We start from the raw sequence: 23,497 nt of genomic DNA on the forward strand, positions 1-23,497 counted from the left end.
GGGGGTGGGGAGTGGGACCGGCGGGGACTCCTCTATCCGTCCTCGTCGGCGCGGCGCATGACCACGAACCGGTCCCGTCTGGCCAGGTCCTTGCGGTTGAGGACGTCGCGCCAGCCCTCGTCCTCGGGGAACAGCCACGGGATGTCGATGCCCTGGCCGTCGTGGTGCTCCACGGCCATCGCGCCGCCGGGACGCAGCAGGCGACGGCCGACCGCCTCCAGGTCACGGATCATGTCGAGCCCGTCCTCGCCGGACCACAGGGCCGGGGCCGGGTCGTAGTCGCGCACCTCGGGCGGGATGGCGCCCGCCTCCCTGGTGGGCACGTACGGCGGGTTGCTGATCAACAGGTCCACGCGGCCGTTCAGCTCGGGCAGGGCGGTGCGCATGTCGTCGTGGTGGGAGGCCACCCGGTCGGCGTGGCCGGTGGCGTCGATGTTGCGCCGGGCCCACTCCAGCGCCACGGGGTCGATCTCGACGGTGTGCACGCGTGAGCGCGGGACCTCCTGGGCGATGGAGATCGCGATCGCGCCGGAGCCGGTGCCCAGGTCGACGACGATCGGGTCGGCGACGTCCATCGCGCGCAGGGTCTCGATCGCCCAGTCGACCATGATCTCGGTCTCCGGGCGGGGGACGAACACCCCGGGGCCCACCTGGAGTTCCAGGTAGCGGAAGTAGGCGCGGCCGGTGATGTGCTGAAGCGGCTCACGGGCCTCGCGGCGTGCGACGCACTCCCAGTACCGGGCGTCGAAGTCGGCGTCGCGCACCGCGTGCAGTTCCCCTCGACGGACACCGTGCACGAACGCCGCGAGTTCCTCGGCGTCCGTGCGGGGCGATGCCACACCCGCCTCCGCGAGCCTCAGTGTCGCTCGGGCGACCTCGTCGAGCAGGAAGTTCATGACTGGGCTGCTTCGAGCCTCTCCTTGGTGTCGGCGTCCACGAGGGCCTTGACGACCCCGTCCAGCTCCCCGTCGAGGACCTGGTCGAGGTTGTAGGCCTTGTAGCCGACGCGGTGGTCGGAGATGCGGTTCTCCGGGAAGTTGTAGGTGCGCACGCGCTCGGAGCGGTCGACGGTGCGGACCTGGCTCTTGCGCTCCGCGGCGGCCTCGGCGTCCGCGCTGGCCTGGGCCTCGGCGTGGATACGGGCGCGCAGGATGCGCATGGCCTGCTCCTTGTTCTGGAGCTGGCTCTTCTCGTTCTGGCAGGAGGCGACGATGCCGGTCGGCAGGTGGGTGATGCGGACCGCCGAGTCGGTGGTGTTGACGCTCTGGCCGCCGGGCCCGGAGGAGCGGTAGACGTCGATCCGCAGATCCTTGTCCTGGATGTCCACCTCGATCTCCTCGGCCTCGGGGACGACCAGCACACCGGCGGCGGAGGTGTGGATGCGGCCCTGCGACTCGGTGACCGGCACGCGCTGGACGCGGTGGACGCCGCCCTCGAACTTGAGTTGCGGCCACACGCCGGTACCGGGTTCGGGGGCGCCCTTGTTCTTGAAGGCGATCGTGATGTCCTTGTACCCGCCCAGGTCGGAGAGGGTGGAGTCGATGATCTCCGTCTTCCACCCCTGGCGCTCGGCATAGCGCAGGTACATGCGGACGAGGTCGCTGGCGAACAGGGCTGACTCCTCGCCGCCCTCACCCGCCTTGACCTCCATGATGAGGTTCTTGTCGTCGGCGGCGTCGCGCGGGATGAGCAGGTAACGCAGGCGTTCGGTGAGGGCCTCGGCCTCCAGGGTCAGCCGTCGGCCTCCTCCGCGAAGGAGGAGTCCTCGGCGGCGAGTTCACGCGCGGCCTCGATGTCGCTCTCGACCCCCTTGAGCGCCCGGTAGGCCTCGACGATGGGGGTGAGCTGCGAGTACCGCTTGCCCAGTGTGCGCGCCTTGTTCTGGTTCGCGTGCACCTCGGGGTCCGCGAGCTGCTGTTCCAGCTCGTAGTACTCCCCCAGAAGGTCGTCCAGCTTCACTTCCGCCACGTCCCCGTCGTACTCGTTCGCCTCTCCTCACCGTGCCCCCGGGCGGGGGGACGGGACCCGTCCCGTGGCGCCGACCCGCGCGGGTCGCGCCACGGGGAGCGCGGGCGGCGCTACTTGCGCTTGCCGAAACGCTTCTCGAAGCGGGCGACCCGGCCACCGGTGTCGAGGATCTTCTGCTTGCCGGTGTAGAAGGGGTGGCACGCGGAGCACACGTCGGCGCGCAGCTTGCCCTCGGTGATGGTGCTGCGGGTGACGAAGCTGTTCCCGCAGGTGCAGGTCACCTCGGTCGGCACGTACTCGGGGTGGATGTCGGCCTTCATGTGCTCTCCATTGGTAGGGCGACCGCCGGACGCATGCCAGCCGCGCACCCGCCCGGGTGGCGCGATCGTGGTGGGTCATGCGCGAACCGGTGTCGCGTAGATCCAGGTGGTCGGGTCGCGGACCCCTCGCGGAGGGGCGGTCCGGTCCCGTCTACCAGTCTGCCAGACCCTCAACGCTACCGGGACCAGTGTTGATTCCCGACCGCCGGCGAGCGGTCGCCTCCGGCGTGCGCGCGTCGCCCCACCCGTGCGGGTGGGGGCCGACGCGCGGACTGACGGCTAGCGCTCGGGACCGACGGTGGTCTGCTGCACCTGCATGAGGAACTCGGCGTTGCTCTTGGACTCGCGCATCTTCTCCAGCAGCAACTCGATGGCCTGCTGGGTGTCGAGCGCGTGCAGCACCCGTCGGAGCTTCCAGACGACGTTCAGCTCCTCGCGCGACATCAGGATCTCCTCCTTGCGGGTGCTGGAGGCGTCCACGTCGACGGCGGGGAAGATCCGCTTGTCGGCCAGGCCGCGGTTGAGCTTGAGCTCCATGTTGCCGGTGCCCTTGAACTCCTCGAAGATCACCTCGTCGGCGCGCGAACCGGTCTCCACCAGCGCGGTCGCCAGGATGGTGAGCGATCCGCCGCCCTCGATGTTGCGGGCGGCGCCGAAGAAGCGCTTGGGCGGGTACAGGGCCGTGGAGTCCACACCGCCGGACATGATGCGCCCGCTGGCCGGAGCGGCCAGGTTGTAGGCGCGGCCCAGGCGGGTGATGGAGTCCAACAGGACGACGACGTCCATGCCCATCTCCACGAGCCGCTTGGCCCGCTCGATGGCCAGGTCGGCGACGACCGTGTGGTCCTCGGCCGGACGGTCGAAGGTCGAGTGGATGACCTCGCCCTTGACCGTGCGCTGCATGTCGGTGACTTCCTCGGGCCGCTCGTCGACCAGGATCACCATGAGGTAGCACTCGGGGTTGTTCTCGGTGATGGCGTTGGCGATCGCCTGCATCACCATCGTCTTACCGGCCTTGGGCGGCGAGACGATGAGCCCGCGCTGTCCCTTGCCGATGGGGGCGACGAGGTCGATGATGCGCGTGGTGAGAACGCCCGGCTCCGTCTCCAGTCGCAGGCGTTCCTGCGGGTAGAGCGGGACGAGCTTGGAGAACTCCTGGCGGCCCTTGGCCTGGTCGGGAGACATCCCGTTGACCGAGTCCAGGCGCACCAGGGCGTTGAACTTCTCGCGGCGCTCACCCTCGCGCGGCTGGCGGACCGCGCCGATGATGTGGTCGCCCTTGCGCAGTCCGTGCTTGCGCACCTGGGCCAGGGAGACGTAGACGTCGCTCTGCCCGGGCAGGTATCCGGTGGTCCGGACGAACGCGTAGTTGTCCAGGATGTCGAGGATGCCCGCGACCGGGAGCAGGACGTCGTCGTCGCCGATCACCGGCTCCTGGTCCTGGCCGCCGCCGCGCCCGCGGCGGTCCCGGCGGTCCCGACGGCGACCCCGGCGGCGGCCGCCGCCGAAGTCATCGTCGTCGCCGCCACCGCCGCGGCCCTGGCTCTGGCCGCCACCGCCCTGTTGCTGGGCGCCGATGTTGGTCTGGTCGTCACCACCGCGGTTGCGGTTACGGCGGTTGCGCTGGCGCTCACGACCCTGCCCGGACGCACGGTCCTCGGAGGTGTCGGAGCCGTTCTTCTGGGGGGTGCTGGATGTCTTGGTCACGCTGCTCGCGGAGGTAGTGGAGTCGATGCCGTCCGCCGATCGGGGCTGGTCACCGGACTCGTCACCGCGCCTGCGGGACGAACGTCGGCTACGGGACGGCTTCTCGCCCCGTCCACCCTGGGAGTCGGCCACGGCCTGGCCCGACGACCGGTCGCCCGCACCCGTCCGTGCGGAGTCGCCGTTGTCCGACGTCGCGGAGATCGTGGTCGCGGCTGGGCCGTCGGTTGACTCGACCCTACCGGCCGTGGGCTCCGTGTCGGCCTTCTTCGCCGATTTGGCCTTGGCGGGAGCGGCGACGGGACCGCCCTGCTTGGCCTCGATCGCGGCGATGACGTCGCTCTTGCGCATGCGCCCCGCACCGGTGATGCCCATGCTCGACGCGAGCTTTTGCAGCTCGGGGAGCTTCTGGGCGGCGAGCCCGGTCCCGCGCGAGGTCGCTCGGGACCGCGACGACGCCGACGCTCCGGTGGGCGCGGCGCCGGTCTCCGCTCCGGAGGCGTCGGTGGTGGCTTTGCTGTTGACCGCCGCGTCCGTGTGGAGTTCGGTGGTGTCGCTCACTAAGGGTCCTTCCCAAGGAGCGGGCCTCGGCCGTCAGCGGGTGCTGGAGCGGCCGGCCCGGTGGTGCTATCCGGCAGGGGCCGGGTAGGGCTTGCCCCACGTGGATGCTGGAAACCGGCGATGACGGTCCCCTACCCAATCGCGGCGGGCTCTGGGTACAGCCAGACGTCGGGACGGATGGCTCGGTGGTGATGCCCGTCAGCCGTGGTGACACGCCCATCCGAGGAAGAGGCGCTGACTTTGGTGACGTGGGCACAGTCGCGGGAGAACCGCGGACTCGACACGTTGGCCACCGCCTCCGGACGGTCGTGAGACCGGACCGCCGGAGTATGGGTCGCGGAAGCCGCTGTGGCGGATGAGCACTCGCCCCGCAACGGGGCATCTGGTGCTTCACCTAGCCTAACATCACCTGAGGCCACGGCTATTCCTCAACACAGGTGCTACGGATGGGGAGATGGGGTCCGCACCCCCGCCGGCTCGACGCGCAGGGGGCGTATGTCCCAATCATTACCCGCCCGCCGCGTGATCAAATCAATCTGGTGGGCGATTTCCGGCGAATTCGCGCGCGCCTCGCCCTCCGCCGCGGCGCACAGGACCAGCACCGTGGGCCCCGCTCCGGAGACCACAGCGGGCAAACCCTCGTGTTCGCGCAGGTCACGGATGAGTTCGAGGGTACGCGGCATGGCCGGCTCCCGGTAGGATTCGTGTAGCCGATCCGCGGTGGCCGCGGACAGGATTTCCGGGTGGCCACAAACGGCCGCCGTCATCAGCGCCGAGCGGCCCGCGTTGAAGGCCGCGTCCGCGTGCGACACGCGCTCGGGCAGCAGGCCCCGCGCGTGTTCGGTGGACAGCCGCCACGAGGGAACACACAGGACCGGCAGGATCCGGGGGTCGGGAGCGAGGGAGACCGCGCCCCACCGGCCCGCGTCCCGGTAGGCGATCGTGTAGCCGCCGTAGACGCAGGGGGCCACGTTGTCCGGGTGGCCCTCGATGTCAGCGGCGATCTGGTAGATCCAGTCCCGGTCGGGGCCCCCGTCCGGACCGGTCCGGCCCAGCAGCGCGGCGGCGGCCGCGACGCCCCCGACGATCGCCGACGAGGACGAGCCGAGGCCACTCGCGTGCGGGACCTCGTTGACGCACGTCAGGTCGATGCCGGGCAGCTTCTCCCCACCGCACTCGAAGGCCTCCCGCAGGGAGCGCACCACGAGGTGGCGCTCGTCGAGGGGCAGTTCATCGGCCCCCTCGCCGGTGACCCGGACGCTGATCCGGTCGTCGTCGCGCACGGTGGCGTCGAACCGGTTGTACAGCCGCACGGCGAGGCCGAGGGCGTCGAAGCCCGGACCGAGGTTGGCGCTGGTGGCCGGCGCGTGGACGGTCACGCGCTCGGGGCGCGATGGGGTCATCGTGGGTTCCTTCTGGGGATTCCCCGAGGCGCTCAGACGAGTCCGAGGGCTTCGGCAGCGGCGCGGGCGTCGACCGGGACGGTGGTGGCGGAGGAGGCGCCGGCCAGGGCCCAGTCCGGGTCCTTGAGCCCGTTGCCGGTGACGGTGCAGACCACCCGGACGCCGCGTGGGACCAGCCCCGCCTTGGCGGCCTTGAGCAGACCGGCAACGCTGGCGGCGGAGGCGAGTTCGACGAACACGCCCTCCTCGGCGGCGAGCAGCCTGTAGGCCGCCATGATCTCGCGGTCGGTCACCTTGTCGATGAGGCCGCCGGACTCGTCCCGGGCCTGTTCGGCCAGCTTCCAGGAGGCGGGGTTGCCGATGCGGATCGCGGTGGCGATGGTGCTCGGGCTGGTGACGGGCGCGCCGTCGACGATCGGTGCGGAACCGCTGGCCTGGAAGCCGAACATGCGCGGGTTCCGGGTGGAGATCCCGTCCTTGGCGTACTCGGTGTAACCCATCCAGTAGGCACTGATGTTGCCCGCGTTGCCGACGGGGATGCAGTGGATGTCCGGCGCGTCGCCGAGGGCGTCGACGATCTCGAAGGCCGCGGTCTTCTGGCCCTGAAGTCGGTAGGGGTTGACCGAGTTCACCAGTGCGACCGGGTAGTCGACACTGAGCTTGCGGGCGAGTTCGAGGCAGTCGTCGAAGTTGCCGTCCACCTGGAGCAGGCGGGCGCCGTGGACGAGCGCCTGGGCGAGCTTGCCCATGGCGATCTTGCCCTGGGGCACGAGCACGGCGCAGGTCATGCCCGCGCGGATGGCGTACGCCGCGGCGCTCGCGCTGGTGTTTCCGGTGGAGGCGCAGATCACGGCCTTGGCGCCGTCCTCGGCGGCCTTGGTGATGGCCAGGGTCATGCCGCGGTCCTTGAACGACCCGGTGGGGTTGAGCCCCTCGACCTTGAGGTAGACCTCGCAGCCCGTCAGCTCGGACACGCGCGTCGCCGGGAGCAGGGGCGTGCCGCCCTCCTGGAGGGTGACGACGGGGGTGTTCTCGTTGACGGGGAGGCGGTCGCGGTACTCCTCGACGACCCCTCGCCACGCCCGTGCCATGCTCACGACTGTTCCCTCTCGGGTGGATGCGGCTTCGCTTGACGCGCAGATGGACTCGGCGGGGCGGTCGCCCTCGCGGTGCCGCCGCCACCGGCTACGAGTCTATGGCCCCACCGGGACCATCTCGAATCGCGGTCGCTCGTCCCACCATCCGGACACCGGACCCGGGACGGCGGCCCCGGGGCCGTGTCCGTCCGCGCCTGCGCGGGGGTTCCACGGTCCGGGCGCGGACGGACGTCCGATCCCGTGTCTGCGACCCGCCCCGGCCCGCGGCGCGCCGACGACCCCACTGAGTGACCGCCCCCTGGCCCTGGGGAAGGAAGGTCAGTCGGAGAAGGTCTCCACACGCATCACGCTGGCCACCTCACGGACCAACTCGTGGCCGCGCAGACGCTCCACCGTGCTGCGGAGCGCGGAGTCCGGGGCGGGGTGGCTGACCAGGACGAGCTGCGCGTCCTCCCCGCTGCCCTCCTGGCGCACGTTCTTGATCGACACGCCGTGGTCGGCGAAGACCTCGGCGACCTTCGAGAGCACGCCCGGCCGGTCCGCCACGTCCAGCGACACGTGGTAACTGGTGATGGTGTGGCCCATGTCATGCACAGGGAGCCCGGTGTCGTGCGCCCCCTCGGCCACGTGGGTATGGGCGAGCCGGTTGCGCGCGACGGCCACCACGTCGCCGAGGACGGCGCTGGCCGTGGGTGTGCCCCCGGCGCCCGCGCCGTAGAACATCAGCCGACCAGCGGACTCGGCCTCGACGAACACCGCGTTGTAGGCCTCCTTGACGCTGGCCAGGGGGTGCTCGACGGGCAGCATCACCGGGTGGACGCGCACGCCCACGGACTCGCCGTCCTGCGAGCGCTGGCAGATCGCCAGGAGTTTGACGACGCAGCCCATGGCGCGGGCACTGGCGATGTCCGCGGCCGACACCGCGGTGATCCCCTCGCGGTGGACGTCGGCTGCGGTCACCCGCTGGGTGTGGAAGGCGAGCCGGGCCAGGATGGCGGCCTTGGCGGCGGCGTCGAAGCCCTCGACGTCGGCGGTGGGGTCGGCCTCGGCGTAGCCCAGGGCCTGGGCCTCCTCCAGGGACTCGGTGAAGCCGGCGCCCAGGGAGTCCATGCGGTCGAGGATGTAGTTCGTCGTGCCGTTGACGATGCCGAGCACACGGTTGACACGGTCCCCCGCGAGGGAGTCGCGCAGCGGGCGCAGCAGCGGGATGGCCCCGGCCACCGAGGCCTCGTAGTACAGGTCCACCCCGGCGTCGCGGGCGGCCGCGTGCAGGGTCTGGCCGTCCTCGGCCAGCAGCGCCTTGTTCGCTGTCACCACGGACTTACCCGCCTTGATCGCGGCGAGGATGAGCGAGCGGGCCGGTTCGATCCCGCCGATCACCTCCACGACGAGGTCGATGTCGGGCCGGGTGACCAGGCCCGTGGCGTCGGTGGTCAGCAGTGACGGGTCGACACCGCGGTCCCTGTCCAGACGGCGCACCGCGATGCCGCCGACCTCGATCGGCGTGCCCACTCGCGCGGCCAGCTCGTCGGACTGCTCCTCGATCAGGCGGACGACTTCCGCGCCCACAACGCCGCATCCGAGCAGCGCCACCTTCATCGCCATTTGGGCGTGACTCCCACTTCTCTCGTGTCCTACCGTCGGGCGGCCGCGCCGCGCCGGCGGCCGGTTCAGCCTACGTCGAGGCGGAGGAGGTCCTCCTCGGTCTCCCTGCGCACGATGACCCGTGCCCGCCCGTCCCGGACCGCGACCATGGCGGGGCGGGGCAGGTGGTTGTAGTTGCTCGCCATGGAGTAGCAGTAGGCGCCGGTGGCGGCGACCGCCACCAGGTCGCCGGGCCGGAGGTCGGCGGGCAGGTAGAGGTCGTGCACGATGATGTCGCCGCTCTCGCAGTGCTTGCCGACCAGGCGGGAGAGCATCGGTTCGGCGGCGCTCTCCCGAGACGCCAGTTGGCTGGTGTACTCCGAGCCGTAGAGGGCGGTGCGGATGTTGTCGCTCATGCCTCCGTCGACGCTGACGTAGGTGCGGATGCCCTCGACGTCCTTGACGGTGCCGACCTCGTAGACGGTGATCCCGGCGGGACCGGCGATGGCGCGGCCGGGCTCGACCGCGATGCGCGGTACCGGCAGCCCGGCCTCCTCGCACTCGCGGCGGACGATGGCCGTGAGGCTCTCGGCGATGCTCTTGGGGTCGAGCGGGTCGTCGCCCGAGGTGTAGGCGATACCGAGGCCGCCGCCGAGGTCGAGTTCGGCGAGTGTGACCCCCAGTTCCTCGTGGATCCCGGTGAGGAAGCGGGTGACGCGTCGGGCCGCGACCTCGAAGCCGGAGGTGTCGAAGATCTGCGAGCCGATGTGCGAGTGCAGCCCCACCAGGTCCAGGTGCGGCGCGTCGAGCACGCGGCGGACGGCCTCGGCCGCGGCGCCGGTGCTCAGGGCGAACCCGAACTTCTGGTCGTCGTGCGCGGTGGCGACGAACTCGTGGGTGTGGGCCTCGACGCCGGTCGTGACGCGGATGAGGACCCCGGGGCGGCGGTCCAGCTCCGCGGCGACGGACTCCAGGCGCTCGATCTCGTCGAGGGAGTCGATGATGATCCGGCCGACCCCGGCCTCGACCGCGCGGCGCAGCTCCGTCGCGGACTTGTTGTTGCCGTGCATGCCCACCCGCTCGGGCGGCACCCCCGCGGCGAGGGCGACGGCGAGCTCGCCTCCGGAGCAGACGTCGAGCTTGAGGCCCTCCTCGACCACCCAGCGCGCGACGGCCTTGGTCAGCAGGGCCTTGCCCGCGTAGTAGACGTCGGCGTCGGTGAACGCGTCGCGGTAGTCGCGGGCCCGGCCCCGGAAGTCCTCCTCGTCCATGACGAACAGCGGTGTGCCGTGGGTCTCGGCGAGTTCGCGCACGCCGACGCCCCCGACGACGACCTCGCCGTCCGCGCGTCGGGCGGTGGCGGGCCACACCCGGGGGTCGAGGCCGTTGAGGTCCTCGGGCGGCAGCGGCGGATGGTCCTCCGGCAGGATCTCCGCGTGGCGTGATCCGGCGGGGTGGGCGTAGCGGCTCATGATGGGCTTTCGGCTGGGATGCGGCTGTGCTGGTGGCGGAGGCCCCTGTTCCTATTGTCCACTCACCCGGTAGGGACACAGGAGTTGGGTCGGCCCGTCGGGCGGGGCGCGGGATGTCTACAGCCTTGTGGGCGCCGACACCCCGAGCAGGAAGAGCCCGGTGCGCAGAACCCCGGCGACGGCGGCTGGCAGCGCCGGGTCCACGGAGGCCCGCTCCGCCCCCTCGGGGTCGGCGGTGGGGCACGTTCGCCACTCATCGTAGGCACTGGCCAGTGCCTCCAGGTATCTGACCAGGATATGGGGTTCCTCTCGGCGCACCGCCGTGTCGACGGCGCTGGTGCCGTCGAAGAGGAGTCCGCGGACCCTGGTCGTGTGGCGGAGGCAGGGGACGGGCTCGGTCCCGCCCTCTCCCGCCCAGCGCACGCGGCTGACCGCGTGCGCGTGGGCGTAGCGCAGCCGGAAGGCGGGGTTGGCGTCGGTGAGGCGGACCCAGGCGCCGGGGTACTCGGCGGAGGGCAGGACTGGCAGGTCGCGGCCGGTCGTCTCGGCCTCGCGCGGATGCTCGGGGATCGACCGGCAGAACGCGATGCGCGCGCTGGCCTCACCCACCGTGCCGAGGACGCGCGCGGCGGGGGTGACCGGCTCCCTGTGCTCTCCGTCAAGGTAGGGGTCGCGCCAGGAGACCTCGGCGTCGTCGGGGCCCGGTGGAGGAGGCGGCTCGGCGGTCGCGATGGCCAGACGCCGCCGGGCGTCGGCGCGCGCGAGACGGCGGGCCTGGGCCACGGGGCCGGCCTCGTGCAGAGGGGTGGTCGGCCACTCCCCCTGGCCGTTCCAGGCCCGGCCGGTCAGGAGGCGGGGGCCGTTCGCCGCCGCGGCCAGCAGGTCCCGGTGCTGCGCGTCCGTGAAGGTGACGTTGACGAAGCCGCGCGCGTCGTCGTCCGCGTGGGCGTAGTCGACCAGGCCCTCGTCACGCATGCGGGCCAGTTCGCCGACGACGCGCCCGGACACGGCCGACGGCCGGGAACGCCTGCCGGCGACCAGTCGGACGAGGCGGGGCGCGAGCGCGCTCGCCGCGTCGGCGCCCTCCTCGGCGTGGTCGTTGCGCGGCCACACGAGGGGGACGTCGTCGGGGGCCAGGCCGTACGCGCGGACGGCGGCCCGGCGCAGCGCGGCCTCCAGGGTCCAGGGGGTCACGCTGGCTCCCCTTCGACGAGGGCGCGGATGACGTCGACCAGCTCGTCGGGGTCGAAGGGCTTGGTGACGTAGGCGTCGACCCCGATCCGCTCCCCGCGTTGACGGTCGTCTCCCTGGGCACGTGCGGTGACCAGGACGAGCTTGCACTCGCGCGTGCGGTCGTCGGCGCGCAGGGACTCGGCCGCCGACCAGCCGTCCAGGCGCGGCATCATGACGTCGAGCGTGACGACGTGCGGGGCGATGTGCCCGGCGCGTTCGAGGCAGTCCTGGCCGTCGACCGCCGCGAAGACCTCGAACCCCTCCAGTTCGAGGTTCAGGCGGATCAGTTCCCGGATCACCTCGTCGTCGTCGACTACGAGAACCCGTGCGGGTAGGGCGTTCACGGGCGCGACACTAACCCCGTGGAGTGACGGGACACCACTGGATTGGCGGGATCCACAGAACGCGGCCGGGCGGGGTCGATCGGGTGGACGAACCGCACGGAGCCCCTGCTAAAGTTGTTCACGCAGCGCGCCCCCTTAGCTCAGGGGATAGAGCAACGGCCTCCGGAGCCGTGTGCGCAGGTTCGAATCCTGCAGGGGGCACATCGCGGTGACCAGTACCACACCACTGGTCACCTGCACACAAACATGATGAGAGGGCCGGACCCAGTCCCACTGGGTCCGGCCCTCTGTCGTTGTCGACCGCGTGTCTCGGGTGGGTGGCGCGTGAGCCGTCAGGCCTCCTGGTCGACTCCCTCCGGGACCGTCCCCCCAGCCGTGGCCTTCCCGACCCCGCGTTCGTTCGCGGGCGGCGCCGTGGTACGGGCCACCGCGAACCGCCCCGTTCGGTGGGGTCGATCCGTTCAGCGCCTCTCCCCGCGCGTGCCCCGCGCGGGCCGGGCAGGCCAGGTTGATGGACCCGCCGGGCCCCAAGCGTCTCCCAGCGGTGATCGGCGTCCGATGGGGACCTCCTTGCCGGAACGGGCCAGGGGCCGGGTCAGGGCGATTTCGGGGTTCGCTCAGGGATGTCCCAGGGGGATCCGCACTGGCGCCGATAAAAATATGACGCCAATATTTTCGTGACATTCCGCGTGCACGAGCCCGCCGCCCGCGGGGACGTCACGCGGCGATGATCCGGGACGCCCCCATACCCGCAGACCGGCTCCTCCCCACTCCCGACAGTCAGTAGAACCTCCCCGCGAACCACGGAAACGGCCCGCATGACCAGTTCCGCACGACCGATCGCCGACCACCCGAGACCGGGACGGGGCACCCGGATCCCCCCGCTGCTCGGGCTGCTCCTGCTCATCCTGCTGACCGTGCTCACGGTCCGCGACGTCGCGCCCCCTCCCCCCGCGCCGCGGGACGCGCCGGCGACGGCCTTCAGCGCCGAGCGGGCCCGCGAGCACATCGAACGGATCGCCGGAGCTCCGCACCCGATGGGCTCCGACGAGCACGGGAGAGTGCGGGACCGCCTGGTGGAACGACTCCGGGCGACGGGACTGGAGCCTGAAGTGCACGAGGCCGTCGGCGTCTTCCCACGCCAGGTCGACGGACCCGTCTCCACGGGACGGGTGCGGAACATCGTCGCCGTCGTCGAGGGCACCGATCCCACCGGTCAGGTGCTGCTGGCCGCGCACTACGACTCGGTGCCCTCCGGCTCCGGCGCCAACGACGACGGGGCGGGCGTGGCGACGGTTCTGGAGGTCGCCCGAGCCCTTCAGGAGCGCGAGGAGGCTCCGCGCAACGACATCGTCATCCTGCTGCTGCCCAACGACACCGACTACACCGCGTTCGACCTCGGCGGCCTTCGGGCGATGGACTTCGCCTACTCGGGCGGCAGCGCGCACTACCACAGCGCCCTGGACACACCCGAGAACGTCGACCCGGGGTCTCTGCAGCAGATGGGCGCCAACACGCTCGCCCTCGCCTCGGCCCTGGGAGCCCAGGACCTGCGGGCGCCCGTCTCCGAGGACGAACTCGTCTACTTCAACGTGCCGCCGGGAACGTTGGTCCACTTCCCCTCCGGTGCGATGCCGTTCCTGGCGCTCGCCGCGCTGGGGCTGTCCGTGGGGGCCGTCGCGCTGGCTCGGCGGCGTTCCCTGACCTCGCCGCTGAGGGTGCTCGGCGGGTAAGGATCCGCTCGACGTGAGGCTCATGGACTACGAGCACCTGACACCGGACTTCGAGGGGACCGCGGGGTACGCTTCCCCGCCGGACGACCTCTACCTGTTGGTCGGCCGGGTGTCGGTGACCCGGGCCTACGAGCTCTGATGCGGCAGGGCCCGCGGAGGCCCGGCGGCGCTGGACCACGTCCACCGCGGCGTAGACCGCCCGCGACGCGTCCCCGACCGCCCACCGCCGCGGGAACACCCGGGCTTGCCGGCGATCGGGAGCGCCGACCGAAGTCGACCTCGCGACGCCGGAACGGGTGCCGGAGCCGCGAGCGCCCAAGGCCGGCTAGATGAGGTCCAACTCCGCGAGGTAGCTGTACTTGTCCCAGTTGACCCAGGTCTCGGCGAGCTTCGCGCCGTCGAAGCGGTCGGTCGACGTGCCCGTCCACGTGGTCGACCTTCCGGTCGCCGGATTACCGGCGAACTCGGCGACGTTCTTCGCCGTCATGCGCCAGCGGGTGGCCACGTAGTCGCCCTCGGCGACCTGCCCCAGGATCTCCAACCTCGCGCCCGAGAAGCCCTGATGGAAATCGCTGAGAAGCTTGCGCCACTCGTCCGTGTCCAGGACGGACTCGCCTCCCCTGACATCAGGAAGCTGGTGGTTCCTGTAGTTGCTCGCCAGGTAGTCCTCCAGCTCCGTCAGGCCGCCCGTGTTCCAGAGTTCGTCACCGAACACGTCGAGCGCGAGTCGCGAGATCTCCTTGTTTCCCAACGCCATTGCATCCCCCTCCACTCGATCACCGAGTGTAGGGAATCCACACTCTCGGTGGCGGGTGACACGCGGGATGGGATGGCTGCTCATCGCCGGGGGGATCCGCGCCGGTGGTCTCGGACGGGTTCGGAACGGTTTCCGAGGAGTGGGCGGACGAGACGGCCGCGCGGCGCCGCCTCCGCCCCGCCCTGCGCGCCCGGGACCGGGCCGTCAGAGCCCCACGGCGCCGTCCGCGCTCTCGCGCAGCAGGTCGGCGTGCCCGTTGTGCCGCGCGTACTCGGCGACGAGCTTGACCAGGATCACCCGGAGCTGGATGGGACCGGCCGACCGGGGCGCCTTCGCCGTGTCGTCGAGGGACCCGGCGAGCTCGACGATCTCCCTGGCGCGCGCCACCTCCCGACGCCACACCGCGAAGGCCTCCTCCGGGTCGCCGGCCAGGTCGTCGAAGTCCTGGTCGGGGTGGTCGTCGGAGTAGTGGAGGAGGGGCAGGTCCTCGCCCGCGAACTGGATACGGAGCCACCACCGCTCGACGCCCGCCAGGTGGCGGACCAGGCCGTGCAGGCTCAGCGTCGACGGGGGTACGCCGCGCTCGGACAGCTGCGCGGGGGTGAGCCCCGCGCACTTGGCCGCCAAAGTGGCGCGGTGCCAGTCGAGGTAGGCGGTCAGGACATCGCGTTCGGTGCCGGTCCGGGGTAGTTCGACGCGGTCGGGAGCTCGCCAGAGCGGACTGAGCGAGCGCGGTGTGTTCGTCGTCATGGGATGAGTCTGCCCTAAGCCGCCGACAGCCCGGTACCAGCGCCGACGGCGCTCCGGATGGGGTAGTGCGCTGTAGTGCCGGCCGCCGCCGAAGGCGACAGACTGTCCGTGGTCGAGACATGCCGAACGGACGGGGCCACGGGATGAAGGACCTGTGGAGGAGGGTCTGGCGGGCGGACGCGTACCTGCTGGCTGCCCTGGTGTCGGGCCTGGCCACGCTGGTGCTGCTCCCGCTCACCCTGGCCGTGGCGCTGACCGTCGCCGCGGGCGGGATCGGACTCGTCCTGCTGTCCTGGTGGTTCCGGGGCCTGGGCGCGTGGGCGCGTCTGCACCTGAGACACGCGTCGTCGGTCCTGGACGTGCCGGTCCCGGAGGCCGCGTTCACGCCCGCGCGCGACATCCGGTCGCTGCCCCGGTCCCGGACCGCGCGACGGCTCCTGGCATGGATGCCCCTGTTCGCCCCCTCCGGACTGGGCACCGGGTTGGTCGCGGTGCTGGCGACGGGCTCGGTTCTGGAGGCCGCGCTGTCCCTTCGTGACGGAGAACGCCGTGCACAAGCACATCGGCAACGTCTTCGCGAAACTGGGCCTGGCGCCCTCCGACACCGGCCACCGGCGGGTCCGCGCGGTGCTCGCCTATCTGGAGGGGCGGTAGGCGGACCCGGTCAGGCGGCGGGCCAGGAGCTGCCCGTCATGTCATAGGCCAGGTGGAACCACACCTTGCGGATGCTGGGGTGGCCGTTGTCCCCCCAGGTGGTGGCGAAGCTGTCGACGAGGGCGAGCCCTCGACCGCTCTCCGCGGTCAGGCGGTCGCCCTCCATCGACACGGGGGCCAGCGTCCGACCGCCGTCCGGAAGTGCCCGGGCGGGCCTGCCGTTGTCCCGGCACACCAACGTCAGCCCGTTGGCCCCCCGGGTCACCTTGAGCACGAAGGTCTGCCCCCGTTCTCCCGACCGGCTGTGCCGGAGGGCGTTGGTCGCCAACTCCGTCCCCAGCAGTGAGAAGAGGTACCGGAAATCGCCGTCGCGGCTGGCGGCGCAGGTGTCGAGGAAGGCCCGGCACAGGGGCACGCTCCTGGGCTCTCCGGGGAACTCCCAGTGCCGCTTGGTGAAGGGCACGGGAGGCCGTCCGTTGAAGTAGTGCCGGTACTCGTCCGGTACGCCCGCCAGGACGGCGACGTCCTCGGCGAGCGCGGGCACGGAAACGAGCGTGGGCATGGGTGACTCCTTCGGCGGGGCGGCTCAGTGGGCGGGCGAACCGTGACAGGGGAGACGGGGAGCGTCCGGCGCCGTGGGGGAAGGCGGCGGGCCGGACCGGCTACGACCTTACGCGATCAACGCCCTGTGGGACAGGGGATGTCGGTGTGGCGCGTTCGGCGAATCCGGTCCGGCGCCGAGGGCGCCGCGGACCTACCCGGCCGCGAGCGCCGCCGAGGCCGCGGCCTCGGCGGCGGCCCGGTCGCCCGGGACCAGTCCGATCCGGGTGCGCCGGTCCAGCAGGTCGTCCACGTCCAGCGCGCCCTCGTGCCGGACGCCGAAGCGCAGCTCGGCGGCGGTGACCCCGCGCACGACGGGTGCGAGCAGCGCGGGGTCACCCCCCGCCTCGGCGACGACGTCGGCGGCCTCGGTTCCGTACCGGCGCACGAGTCGGCGCGGAGCGTCCAGGGCGTCGAGTACCTCCGGGGAGGCGGCGCCGACCAACGGCAGTGTTCGGGTGCGGCACGGGCCCGCGGTCAGGCCGCGGGCGCGCACGGCGGCGTCCACGGCCTCCTCCGCCATCGCCCGGTAGGTGGTGAGCTTGCCGCCGACCACGGTGACCGCGCCGGTGGGCGCGACGGTGACGGAGTGCTCGCGGGACAGGTCGGAACTGGTGCCGTCGGCGTGGAGGAGGGGGCGCAGCCCGGCGAAGGCGCCCAGCACGTGTTCGCGCCCGATCCGCGCCCGCAGCGCCTGGTTGAGGTGCGCGAGCAGGAAGTCGACGTCGGCGTCGGGAACCTCGGGCACGCGCGGGGCGGGCCCGTCCACCGGTTCGTCGGTCAGCCCCGCGAGCACCCGCCCGTCGGTCTGCGGAAGCGCGAACACGAACCGGTTGACGCTGCCCAGGACGGGCACGGTGAGCGCGGCCCTGAGGCGGCCGAGCGCGGCGCCGTCCAGGACGAGGTGGCTTCCCCTGCTGGGACTCAGCCGGATGGACGGGTCGAGTTCCCCGGCGTGCACCCCGGTCGCGTTCACCACGGCCCGGGGGCGCAGGGCGAGGGTCTGGCCCGTGGCCTCGTCCCGCAGCCGCACCCCGTCGGCGGTCACGCTCTCGGCCGAGCACCGCGTGATGACGCGGGCGCCCTCCCGCGCGGCCGTGCGGGCGAGGGCGACCACGAGGCGGGCGTCGTCGACCAGTTGGCCGTCGAAGGACAGGATGCCGCCGCGCAGACCCTCGGGCCGGACGCCGGGCGTCAGGCGCAGGGTCTGGCGGGCGGTGAGCAGCCGGGGAGGGGGGAGGACGCCCCTGGGAGTGCCCGCCAGGACGCGTAGGGCGTCCCCCATGCCCATGCCGCCGCGCAGGAGCAGTGGCTTCACCAGCCCCGCCCCCCGGTGCACCGGAACGATCATGGGCAGGGGGCGGACGAGGTGCGGCGCGGTGACGCGCATGAGGAGGTCGCGCTCGCGGGCGCTCTCGTAGGCGATGCCCACCTGCCCCCGGGCGAGGTAGCGCAGGCCGCCGTGGACGAGCTTGGAGCTCCACCGGCTGGTGCCGAAGGCGAGGTCGTCGCGTTCGACCAGGACGGTGGACAGGCCGCGGGAGGCCGCGTCGAGCGCGGCTCCGGCTCCGGTCACGCCCCCGCCGATGACCAGGACGTCCACGCGTGGGCGGGCTGCGAGGTCGGCGAGGTCGGCGGCGCGGCGGGCGGAGTTCAGGGACGAGGACGCGGGGACGGTGGGGTGCATGGAGCGGTCCCTTCCTGGGGTGTGGGAGGTGGGCGGGTGGCCCGGTCAGGGAGCGAGGTAGCCGTCCAGGAGACGGGTCAGCTCGGCCACGAGCCCCGCCTCGTCGGTCACGTCGGCGAGCAGGCGGCGGGAGGTGACGGTGTTCTGCACGGTGACGAGGACGAGCCGGGCGAGGACCGCGGGGTCGCCGGGGCGGACCGACCGTCGCGCTGGCCCTGGGCCACGACGGGCTCCAGCGCCTCCAGGGCGGCGTGGTGGCTGGTGCCGAGCCGGTGGAACGTGTACGTGGCCAGCAGCTCGGGCTCGGTGTCCACCACACGGGTGAACAGCGGATGGTCGAGCATGGCGCGCGCGACCCCGGCGGCGTGGCGGACCAGACGCGTGCGTACGCCCTCCCCCGCCAGGTCCCGTTCGGCGGCCGTCTCCTCAGCGCGCAGGATCCGGCGCAGTTCGCGGGTGAGCAGGTCAGCGACGAGGGCCGTCACGTCGGGCCATCTGCGGTAGACGGTGGGGCGGCTGACCCCGGCGCGGCGCGCCACGTCGGTCAGGGTCGTGCGACGCACCCCGAAGGCCTCGACACAGGCCAGGGTCGCGTCCAGGATCTCGTCCTCTACGTTACGTTTTGACGCCATGTGTAAAACTGTAGAGCATGACTGACGACAACCCTCCCACCGGATCGACCTCCGGGTCCGCGACCGCCCCCGAGATGAGCTGGTTCGGCTGGGGCGACCCGGCCAGGGCCACGAGCCTCGACCCCGCGCTGCGCGATCTGGTCGCCCAGTTCCTGCGCACCGAACCCAGAGACCTGCCCCCCGTCGCGGAGGACGAGGTCGCGCTGCCCGCCTCCCGCCTGGACGCCGCCGCGCACGAGGCCCTCGCCGACGTGGTCGGGGCCGAGCACGTGCGCGTCGACGACGCCGCGCGCCTGCGCCACGCGGGCGGGAAGAGCACGCCCGACCTGCTGCGCCGCCGCTCCGGCTCCGCCGACCCCGCCCCAGACGCGGTCGTCCACCCGGCCGACCACCACGAGGTCGAGCGCCTGCTCCGGGTGTGCTCCGACGCGCGGGTGGCGGTGGTGCCCTTCGGCGGCGGCACCAGCGTCGTGGGCGGGGTGACCCCCCTGCGCGGGGAGTTCCCGGCCGTGATCGCCCTGGACCTGCGCCGCCTCGACCGCCTGGTCCTCCTCGACCGCGTCTCCGCCACGGCGGTCCTGGGCGCGGGCGTGCGCACCCCGTACGCCGAGGCCCTGCTCGCCGAACACGGGTTCACGCTCGGACACATGCCGCAGAGCTTCGAGTACGCGACCATCGGCGGGTACGCGGCGACGCGCTCCAGCGGTCAGGCGTCCTCCGGCTACGGGCGGTTCGAGGACATGGTGGTGTCCCTGCGGGTGGCCACGCCGCGCGGCACGCTGGAGCTGGGCGGCCCGCCCGCCTCGGCTGCCGGGCCGGATCTGCGGCGGCTCCTGCTGGGTTCGGAGGGCGTCCTCGGCGTGATCACCGAGGTCGGTCTGCGCGTGCGCGCGCGCCCGCAGACCGTGCTCGACGAGGCGTGGTCCTTCCCCGACTTCGGCACGGGCACGGCCGCGCTGCGCACGCTCGCGCAGTCGGACGCGCGGCCGACCATGGCCCGGGTGCTGGACGAGACGGAGACGTTCGTGGGCGCCGCACTGGGCGGCCGGGAGGCGACGCCCGGGTGCCAGGCGGTCCTGGGCTTCGAGGGCTCCGAGGCGGACGTGGCAGCGCGGTCGGCCGCGGTCCGGGAGGTGCTGACGGCGGCGGGCGGCACGCCGCTCGGCGCGGATCCGGTGGCGCACTGGCGGGAGAACCGGTTCTCGGCCCCGTACCTGCGCGACACGCTGCTGTCGTCGGGCTTCCTCGCCGAGACTCTGGAGACCGCGGCGGCGTGGAGCGACCTGCTGCCGCTGTACGGGGCGGTCGCGGGCGCGCTGACCCGGGAACTGGACGGCGACGAGGGCGGTGCGGCGGTCATGTGCCACGTGTCGCACACCTACCCGACCGGCGCGTCGCTGTACTTCACGGTGGCCACGGCGGCGGGGGCGGCGCCGCTCGACCGGTGGGACCGGGCCAAGAGAGCCGCCTCGGAGGCGATCGTGGCCCACGGGGGGACGATCACCCACCACCACGCGGTGGGCACCGACCACCGGCCGTGGATGGGGGCGGAGATCGGCCCGCTGGGCGGCGACGTGCTGCGCGCGGTCAAGGCCGCGCTGGACCCCGTGGGCGTGCTCAACCCGGGCAAGCTCATCCCCGACCCGTCCTGAGCGGTCGCGGCCCCGGCGGTCGCGCCGGGCCGCGACCGCCCGCGACCGCCCGGGGGCCGCCGGTGCCCGTCGCCCGCCCGCGCGCGTGACAATGGAGGTGTGGCACGAGGAAAGCTCCGCATCTACCTCGGGTCGGCGCCCGGCGTGGGCACGACCCACAACGCCCTGGCCGAGGCACGGCGCCGGTCCGAGGACGGCGCCGACGTGGTCGTCGCCGCGGCCCACACCCACCGCCGTCAACGCACGTCCGCGCTGCTGACCGGCTTGGAGGTGGTGCCCCAGCACCCGTCCGGCGCGGTCGACACCGCCGCCGTCCTCGCGCGCGGCCCGGAGCTGGCGCTGGTCGACGACCTCGCGCACGCCAACGGTCCGGACGCCCCCCACGACTCGCGCTGGCAGGACGTCGAGGAGCTGCTCGACGCGGGGATCGACGTCGTGACCACCGTGGGCATCCACCACCTGGAGTCGCTCAACGACGTGGTCACCCAGATCACCGGCGTGCGACCCGAGCAGACCGTTCCCGACCAGGTCGTGCGCCGTGCGGCCGAGATCGAGCTGGTCGACGTCACCCCGCAGGAGCTGCGCCGCCGCATGGCGCACGGAGACATCCACCCGGCCGAGCGCGTGGACGCCGCGACGGCCTCCTACTACCGCGAGGGCAACCTCGCGGCCCTGCGCGAACTCGCACTGCTGTGGACCGCCGACCGGGTCGAGGAGGGACTGGCCCGGTATCGGGGCGAGCACGAGATCCGCAGCACCTGGGAGGCCCGTGAACGCGTCGTGGTGGCGCTCACCGGCGGGCCCGAGGGCGAGACCCTGATCCGGCGCGCCGCACGGGTCGCGGCGCGCTCCCGGGGCGGCCACCCCCAGCCCAGCCATCTGCTGGCCGTCCACGTGGTGAAGTCGGACGCCATCGGCCGCCCGCTCACCGACGACCTGGTCCGGCAGCGCAAGCTGCTGGCCGAACTCGGCGGCACCTACCACCAGGTGATCAGCACCGACGTGCCCAAGGGGTTGCTGGAGTTCGCGCGGGGCGTGCACGCGACCCAGATCGTCCTGGGCTCGTCGCGCCGCCGCTCCTGGCAGTACGTGTTCGGTCCGGGCGTGGGCGCGATCGTGGCGCGCGACTCCGGGGATATCGACGTGCACATCGTCACCCACGAGCAGGTGGGCAGCGGGATGTGGTTGCTGCCAGCGCACGGGCGCGGGGTCGGCGAGCACCGGAGGGTGACCGGGTGGGTCCTGGCCGCGGCCGCGCCCGCCGTCATGTGTTTGGTCCTGCTCCTGCCGCCGTTCCAGGGCGTGAGCCTGTCCTCGGACGCGATGTTCCTGCTGCTGACCACGGTGGCCACGGCGGCGGTCGGCGGCCTGTGGCCGGCCCTGGCCTCCGCGCTGTGGAGCTCGGTCCTGCTCACCCTGGTGCTCTCTCCCAGCCACGACAGGCCGCCGGTGTCGTTCGACAACATCGTGGCACTGGCCGCGTTCGTCCTGGTGGGCGCTCTGGTCGCCCTCGTGGTGGAGATGGCCGCGCGCCGGTCGGCGCAGGCGGCACGGGGGCGCGCGGAGGCTGACGCGGTCGCTCTGCTCGCGGGCAGCGTCCTGGCCGGGAACGAGCCGCTCCAGGCGCTGCTGCGCAGGATCCGCAAGACCTTCGGGCAGCGGTCGGCGACTCTGCTGGAGCGGGTCGAGCACGACCGGTGGCGCGCGGTGCACAGCGTGGGCGCCCCGGCGTGCGAGTCGCCGGAGGAGGCGGACGTGCTCGTCTCGATCTCCGACACCCTCGCGCTCGCGTTGCGCGGTCGGGTCCTGCCCGCCGCCGACCGGAGCGTGCTGTGGGCGTTCGCCGCGCACCTGGGCATCGCCCTGGAGCACAAGCGGTTGGAGTGGGACGCCGCCGAGGCGCGCGGCCAGGTGGCGGGCAACCGCATCCGCACCGCGCTGCTGGCCGCCGTCTCACACGATCTGCGCACCCCGCTCACCTCGATCAAGGCGAGCATGGCCAGCCTGCGGGCCACCGACATCGAGCTGGACCCGGAGGACCGCGACGCCTGATGGAGACCGTGGAGGAGTCCGCGGACCGGCTCAACCGGCTGATCGACAACCTGTTGGACATGAGCCGGGTGCAGACCGACAGCGTGCGTCCCAAGATCCGGGCCGTGGGGCTGGAGGAGGTGGTCTCGGCCACGCTGATCGGACTGCCCCACGACGCGGTCAGGGTGGACGTCCCTGACTGCCTGCCGCGGGTCCGGGCCGACGCCGGGCTGTTGGAGCGGGCGGTGGCCAACGTGGTGTCGAACGCGGTGCGGCACAACCCCGACCCCCGTATACCGGTCCTCGTGGCGGCGAGCGCGCACGGCGGAAGCGTCCAGCTGCGCGTGGTGGACCGGGGCCCGGGGGTGTCGGACGAGGGCAAGCAGCGGATGTTCGAGGCCTTCCAGCGCCTGGGGGACGCGCCCCAGGGCACGGGGGTCGGTCTCGGGCTGGCCGTCGCCCGTGGTTTCGTTGAGGCGATGCACGGCGCGCTCTCGCCCGAGGACACCCCCGGCGGCGGTCTGACCATGGTGTTCGACCTAAGAGCCGCGGACACGGACGGCGAGCGCGAAGAAGAGGGGGAGGCCGATGCGGGTCCTGGTCGTTGACGACGACATGCAGATCATCCGCGCGATGCGCATCAACCTGCGGGCGCGCGGCCACAACGTGGACACCGCTCCCGACGCGCCTCAGCGCTGCGGCTGGCCGCCGAACGCCACCCGGACGTCGTGCTGCTGGACCTCGGGCTGCCGGACATGGAGGGCATGGAGGTCATCCAGCGGTTGCGGGGGTGGTCGCAGGTGCCGATCATCGTGCTGTCGGCTCGGCACTCGGCCGGGGAGAAGGTCCGCTGCCTGGACTCGGGCGCGGACGACTACGTGACCAAGCCGTTCGGAATGGACGAGCTGCTGGCCCGGATGCGGGCGGCCGAGCGACGGTCGGTCCCGGTGGAGGAGGCGCCGGTGGTGCGCACGCCGGACTTCACGGTGGACCTGGGGGCCAAGCGCGTCACCAGGGACGGCGAGGAGGTGCGCCTGACCCCGACGGAGTGGCACATCCTGGAGATCCTGACCCGGCGGCCCCGGCAACTGGTCAGCCAGCGCCAACTGCTGCACGACGTGTGGGGCCCCGCCTACCAGAGCGAGACCAACTACCTGCGGGTCTACCTCGCACAGCTGCGCAGGAAGCTGGAGCCGGACCCCGCGCGGCCGCGCTACCTCATCACGGAGGCCGGTCGGGGCTACCGGTTCGAGACGCCGGAGACCGACGCCTGAGGTCCCGCGTGGGCGAAGCGGTCGCCGGGCGGTGGCGGGCG

At 72.6% G+C, this 23,497-nt stretch carries 16 protein-coding genes, 1 tRNA gene and 6 pseudogenes; 8 read left to right on the forward strand and 15 right to left on the reverse strand.

Annotated features, from left to right (window positions below):
* Window positions 1-32: 32 nt before the first annotated feature.
* The 10 genes and pseudogenes from prmC to BJF83_RS16940 all read right to left on the reverse strand — a co-directional run bounded on the left by prmC (window position 33) and on the right by BJF83_RS16940 (window position 11,686).
* The gene (gene prmC, locus BJF83_RS16895; RefSeq protein WP_075927054.1) at window positions 33-896 is read right to left on the reverse strand and encodes a peptide chain release factor N(5)-glutamine methyltransferase; all 864 of its coding nucleotides are present in this window, start codon (window positions 894-896) and stop codon (window positions 33-35) included.
* Window positions 893-1,959: pseudogene (gene prfA / locus BJF83_RS16900) on the reverse strand (peptide chain release factor 1). Before prfA ends, prmC begins: the two are co-directional and overlap by 4 nt.
* 119 nt (window positions 1,960-2,078) lie before the next feature.
* On the reverse strand, window positions 2,079-2,288 hold the full coding sequence (gene rpmE / locus BJF83_RS16905; protein ID WP_075927055.1) for a 50S ribosomal protein L31: 210 nt from the start codon (window positions 2,286-2,288) through the stop codon (window positions 2,079-2,081).
* 279 nt (window positions 2,289-2,567) lie between these two features.
* Window positions 2,568-4,553, reverse strand: a complete 1,986-nt coding sequence (rho, locus tag BJF83_RS16910; RefSeq protein WP_075927056.1) for a transcription termination factor Rho — start codon at window positions 4,551-4,553, stop codon at window positions 2,568-2,570.
* Window positions 4,554-4,993: 440 nt separating this feature from the next.
* Window positions 4,994-5,956 (reverse strand): homoserine kinase, encoded by a 963-nt coding sequence (gene thrB, locus BJF83_RS16915; RefSeq protein WP_075927057.1) that lies wholly within the window; start codon window positions 5,954-5,956, stop codon window positions 4,994-4,996.
* 32 nt (window positions 5,957-5,988) lie between these two features.
* On the reverse strand, window positions 5,989-7,047 hold the full coding sequence (gene thrC / locus BJF83_RS16920; RefSeq protein WP_187347175.1) for a threonine synthase: 1,059 nt from the start codon (window positions 7,045-7,047) through the stop codon (window positions 5,989-5,991).
* A gap of 324 nt (window positions 7,048-7,371) precedes the next feature.
* Entirely contained in the window at window positions 7,372-8,658 is a 1,287-nt protein-coding gene (locus BJF83_RS16925; RefSeq protein ID WP_075927059.1) for a homoserine dehydrogenase, read from the reverse strand.
* 65 nt (window positions 8,659-8,723) lie between these two features.
* Window positions 8,724-10,109: a diaminopimelate decarboxylase gene (lysA, locus tag BJF83_RS16930; protein ID WP_075927060.1), complete on the reverse strand. Its 1,386-nt coding sequence runs from the start codon at window positions 10,107-10,109 to the stop codon at window positions 8,724-8,726.
* Window positions 10,110-10,226: 117 nt separating this feature from the next.
* Complete coding sequence (locus tag BJF83_RS16935; protein WP_075927061.1) at window positions 10,227-11,303, reverse strand: DALR anticodon-binding domain-containing protein; 1,077 nt, start codon at window positions 11,301-11,303, stop codon at window positions 10,227-10,229.
* Complete coding sequence (locus BJF83_RS16940; RefSeq protein WP_075927062.1) at window positions 11,300-11,686, reverse strand: response regulator transcription factor; 387 nt, start codon at window positions 11,684-11,686, stop codon at window positions 11,300-11,302. Before BJF83_RS16940 ends, BJF83_RS16935 begins: the two co-directional genes overlap by 4 nt.
* A 129-nt stretch (window positions 11,687-11,815) precedes the next feature.
* Between BJF83_RS16940 and BJF83_RS16945 the strand changes: the two genes are divergently transcribed.
* The 3 genes from BJF83_RS16945 (at window position 11,816) to BJF83_RS29450 (ending at window position 13,558) form a co-directional block, all read left to right on the forward strand.
* Window positions 11,816-11,887, forward strand: a tRNA-Arg gene (locus BJF83_RS16945).
* Between the two features lie 617 nt (window positions 11,888-12,504).
* Window positions 12,505-13,419, forward strand: a complete 915-nt coding sequence (locus BJF83_RS16950) for a M28 family peptidase (RefSeq protein ID WP_075927063.1) — start codon at window positions 12,505-12,507, stop codon at window positions 13,417-13,419.
* A 13-nt stretch (window positions 13,420-13,432) separates the two neighbouring features.
* Complete coding sequence (locus BJF83_RS29450; protein WP_262391633.1) at window positions 13,433-13,558, forward strand: hypothetical protein; 126 nt, start codon at window positions 13,433-13,435, stop codon at window positions 13,556-13,558.
* Window positions 13,559-13,744: 186 nt separating this feature from the next.
* Here the strand turns inward: BJF83_RS29450 and BJF83_RS16955 are convergent, their stop codons facing one another.
* Both BJF83_RS16955 and BJF83_RS16960 read right to left on the reverse strand, forming a co-directional pair.
* Window positions 13,745-14,176 (reverse strand): ester cyclase, encoded by a 432-nt coding sequence (locus BJF83_RS16955; RefSeq protein WP_075927064.1) that lies wholly within the window; start codon window positions 14,174-14,176, stop codon window positions 13,745-13,747.
* A 204-nt stretch (window positions 14,177-14,380) separates the two neighbouring features.
* On the reverse strand, window positions 14,381-14,926 hold the full coding sequence (locus tag BJF83_RS16960; RefSeq protein WP_075927065.1) for a DinB family protein: 546 nt from the start codon (window positions 14,924-14,926) through the stop codon (window positions 14,381-14,383).
* Window positions 14,927-15,069: 143 nt separating this feature from the next.
* On the opposite strand from BJF83_RS16960, the pseudogene BJF83_RS29455 reads away from it, so the two are divergent.
* Together BJF83_RS29455 and BJF83_RS29460 are read left to right on the forward strand one after the other, a co-directional pair.
* Window positions 15,070-15,429: pseudogene (locus tag BJF83_RS29455) on the forward strand (sensor domain-containing protein); the annotation flags it as partial.
* A gap of 31 nt (window positions 15,430-15,460) precedes the next feature.
* Window positions 15,461-15,580 (forward strand): annotated as a pseudogene (locus BJF83_RS29460) (DNA-binding response regulator); the annotation flags it as partial.
* Between the two features lie 10 nt (window positions 15,581-15,590).
* Here the strand turns inward: BJF83_RS29460 and BJF83_RS16975 are convergent.
* The 3 genes and pseudogenes from BJF83_RS16975 to BJF83_RS16985 form a co-directional block, all read right to left on the reverse strand.
* Window positions 15,591-16,142, reverse strand: coding sequence for an ATP-binding protein (locus BJF83_RS16975; RefSeq protein ID WP_075927066.1), 552 nt, complete (start codon window positions 16,140-16,142; stop codon window positions 15,591-15,593).
* Between the two features lie 192 nt (window positions 16,143-16,334).
* Entirely contained in the window at window positions 16,335-17,867 is a 1,533-nt protein-coding gene (locus BJF83_RS16980) for a glycerol-3-phosphate dehydrogenase/oxidase (RefSeq protein ID WP_075927067.1), read from the reverse strand.
* 45 nt (window positions 17,868-17,912) lie between these two features.
* A pseudogene (locus BJF83_RS16985) lies at window positions 17,913-18,499 on the reverse strand (TetR/AcrR family transcriptional regulator).
* Between the two features lie 17 nt (window positions 18,500-18,516).
* Here BJF83_RS16985 and BJF83_RS16990 point away from each other — a divergent pair.
* The 3 genes and pseudogenes from BJF83_RS16990 (at window position 18,517) to BJF83_RS17000 (ending at window position 23,456) form a co-directional block, all read left to right on the forward strand.
* Complete coding sequence (locus BJF83_RS16990) at window positions 18,517-20,151, forward strand: FAD-binding oxidoreductase (RefSeq protein WP_262391634.1); 1,635 nt, start codon at window positions 18,517-18,519, stop codon at window positions 20,149-20,151.
* 144 nt (window positions 20,152-20,295) lie between these two features.
* A pseudogene (locus tag BJF83_RS16995) lies at window positions 20,296-22,790 on the forward strand (ATP-binding protein).
* Window positions 22,771-23,456 (forward strand): annotated as a pseudogene (locus tag BJF83_RS17000) (response regulator). The pseudogenes BJF83_RS16995 and BJF83_RS17000 overlap by 20 nt, the downstream one beginning before the upstream one ends.
* Window positions 23,457-23,497: the final 41 nt, after the last annotated feature.

The organism is Nocardiopsis sp. CNR-923, assembly GCF_001942255.1.
In the GTDB taxonomy this organism is placed as follows: domain Bacteria; phylum Actinomycetota; class Actinomycetes; order Streptosporangiales; family Streptosporangiaceae; genus Nocardiopsis.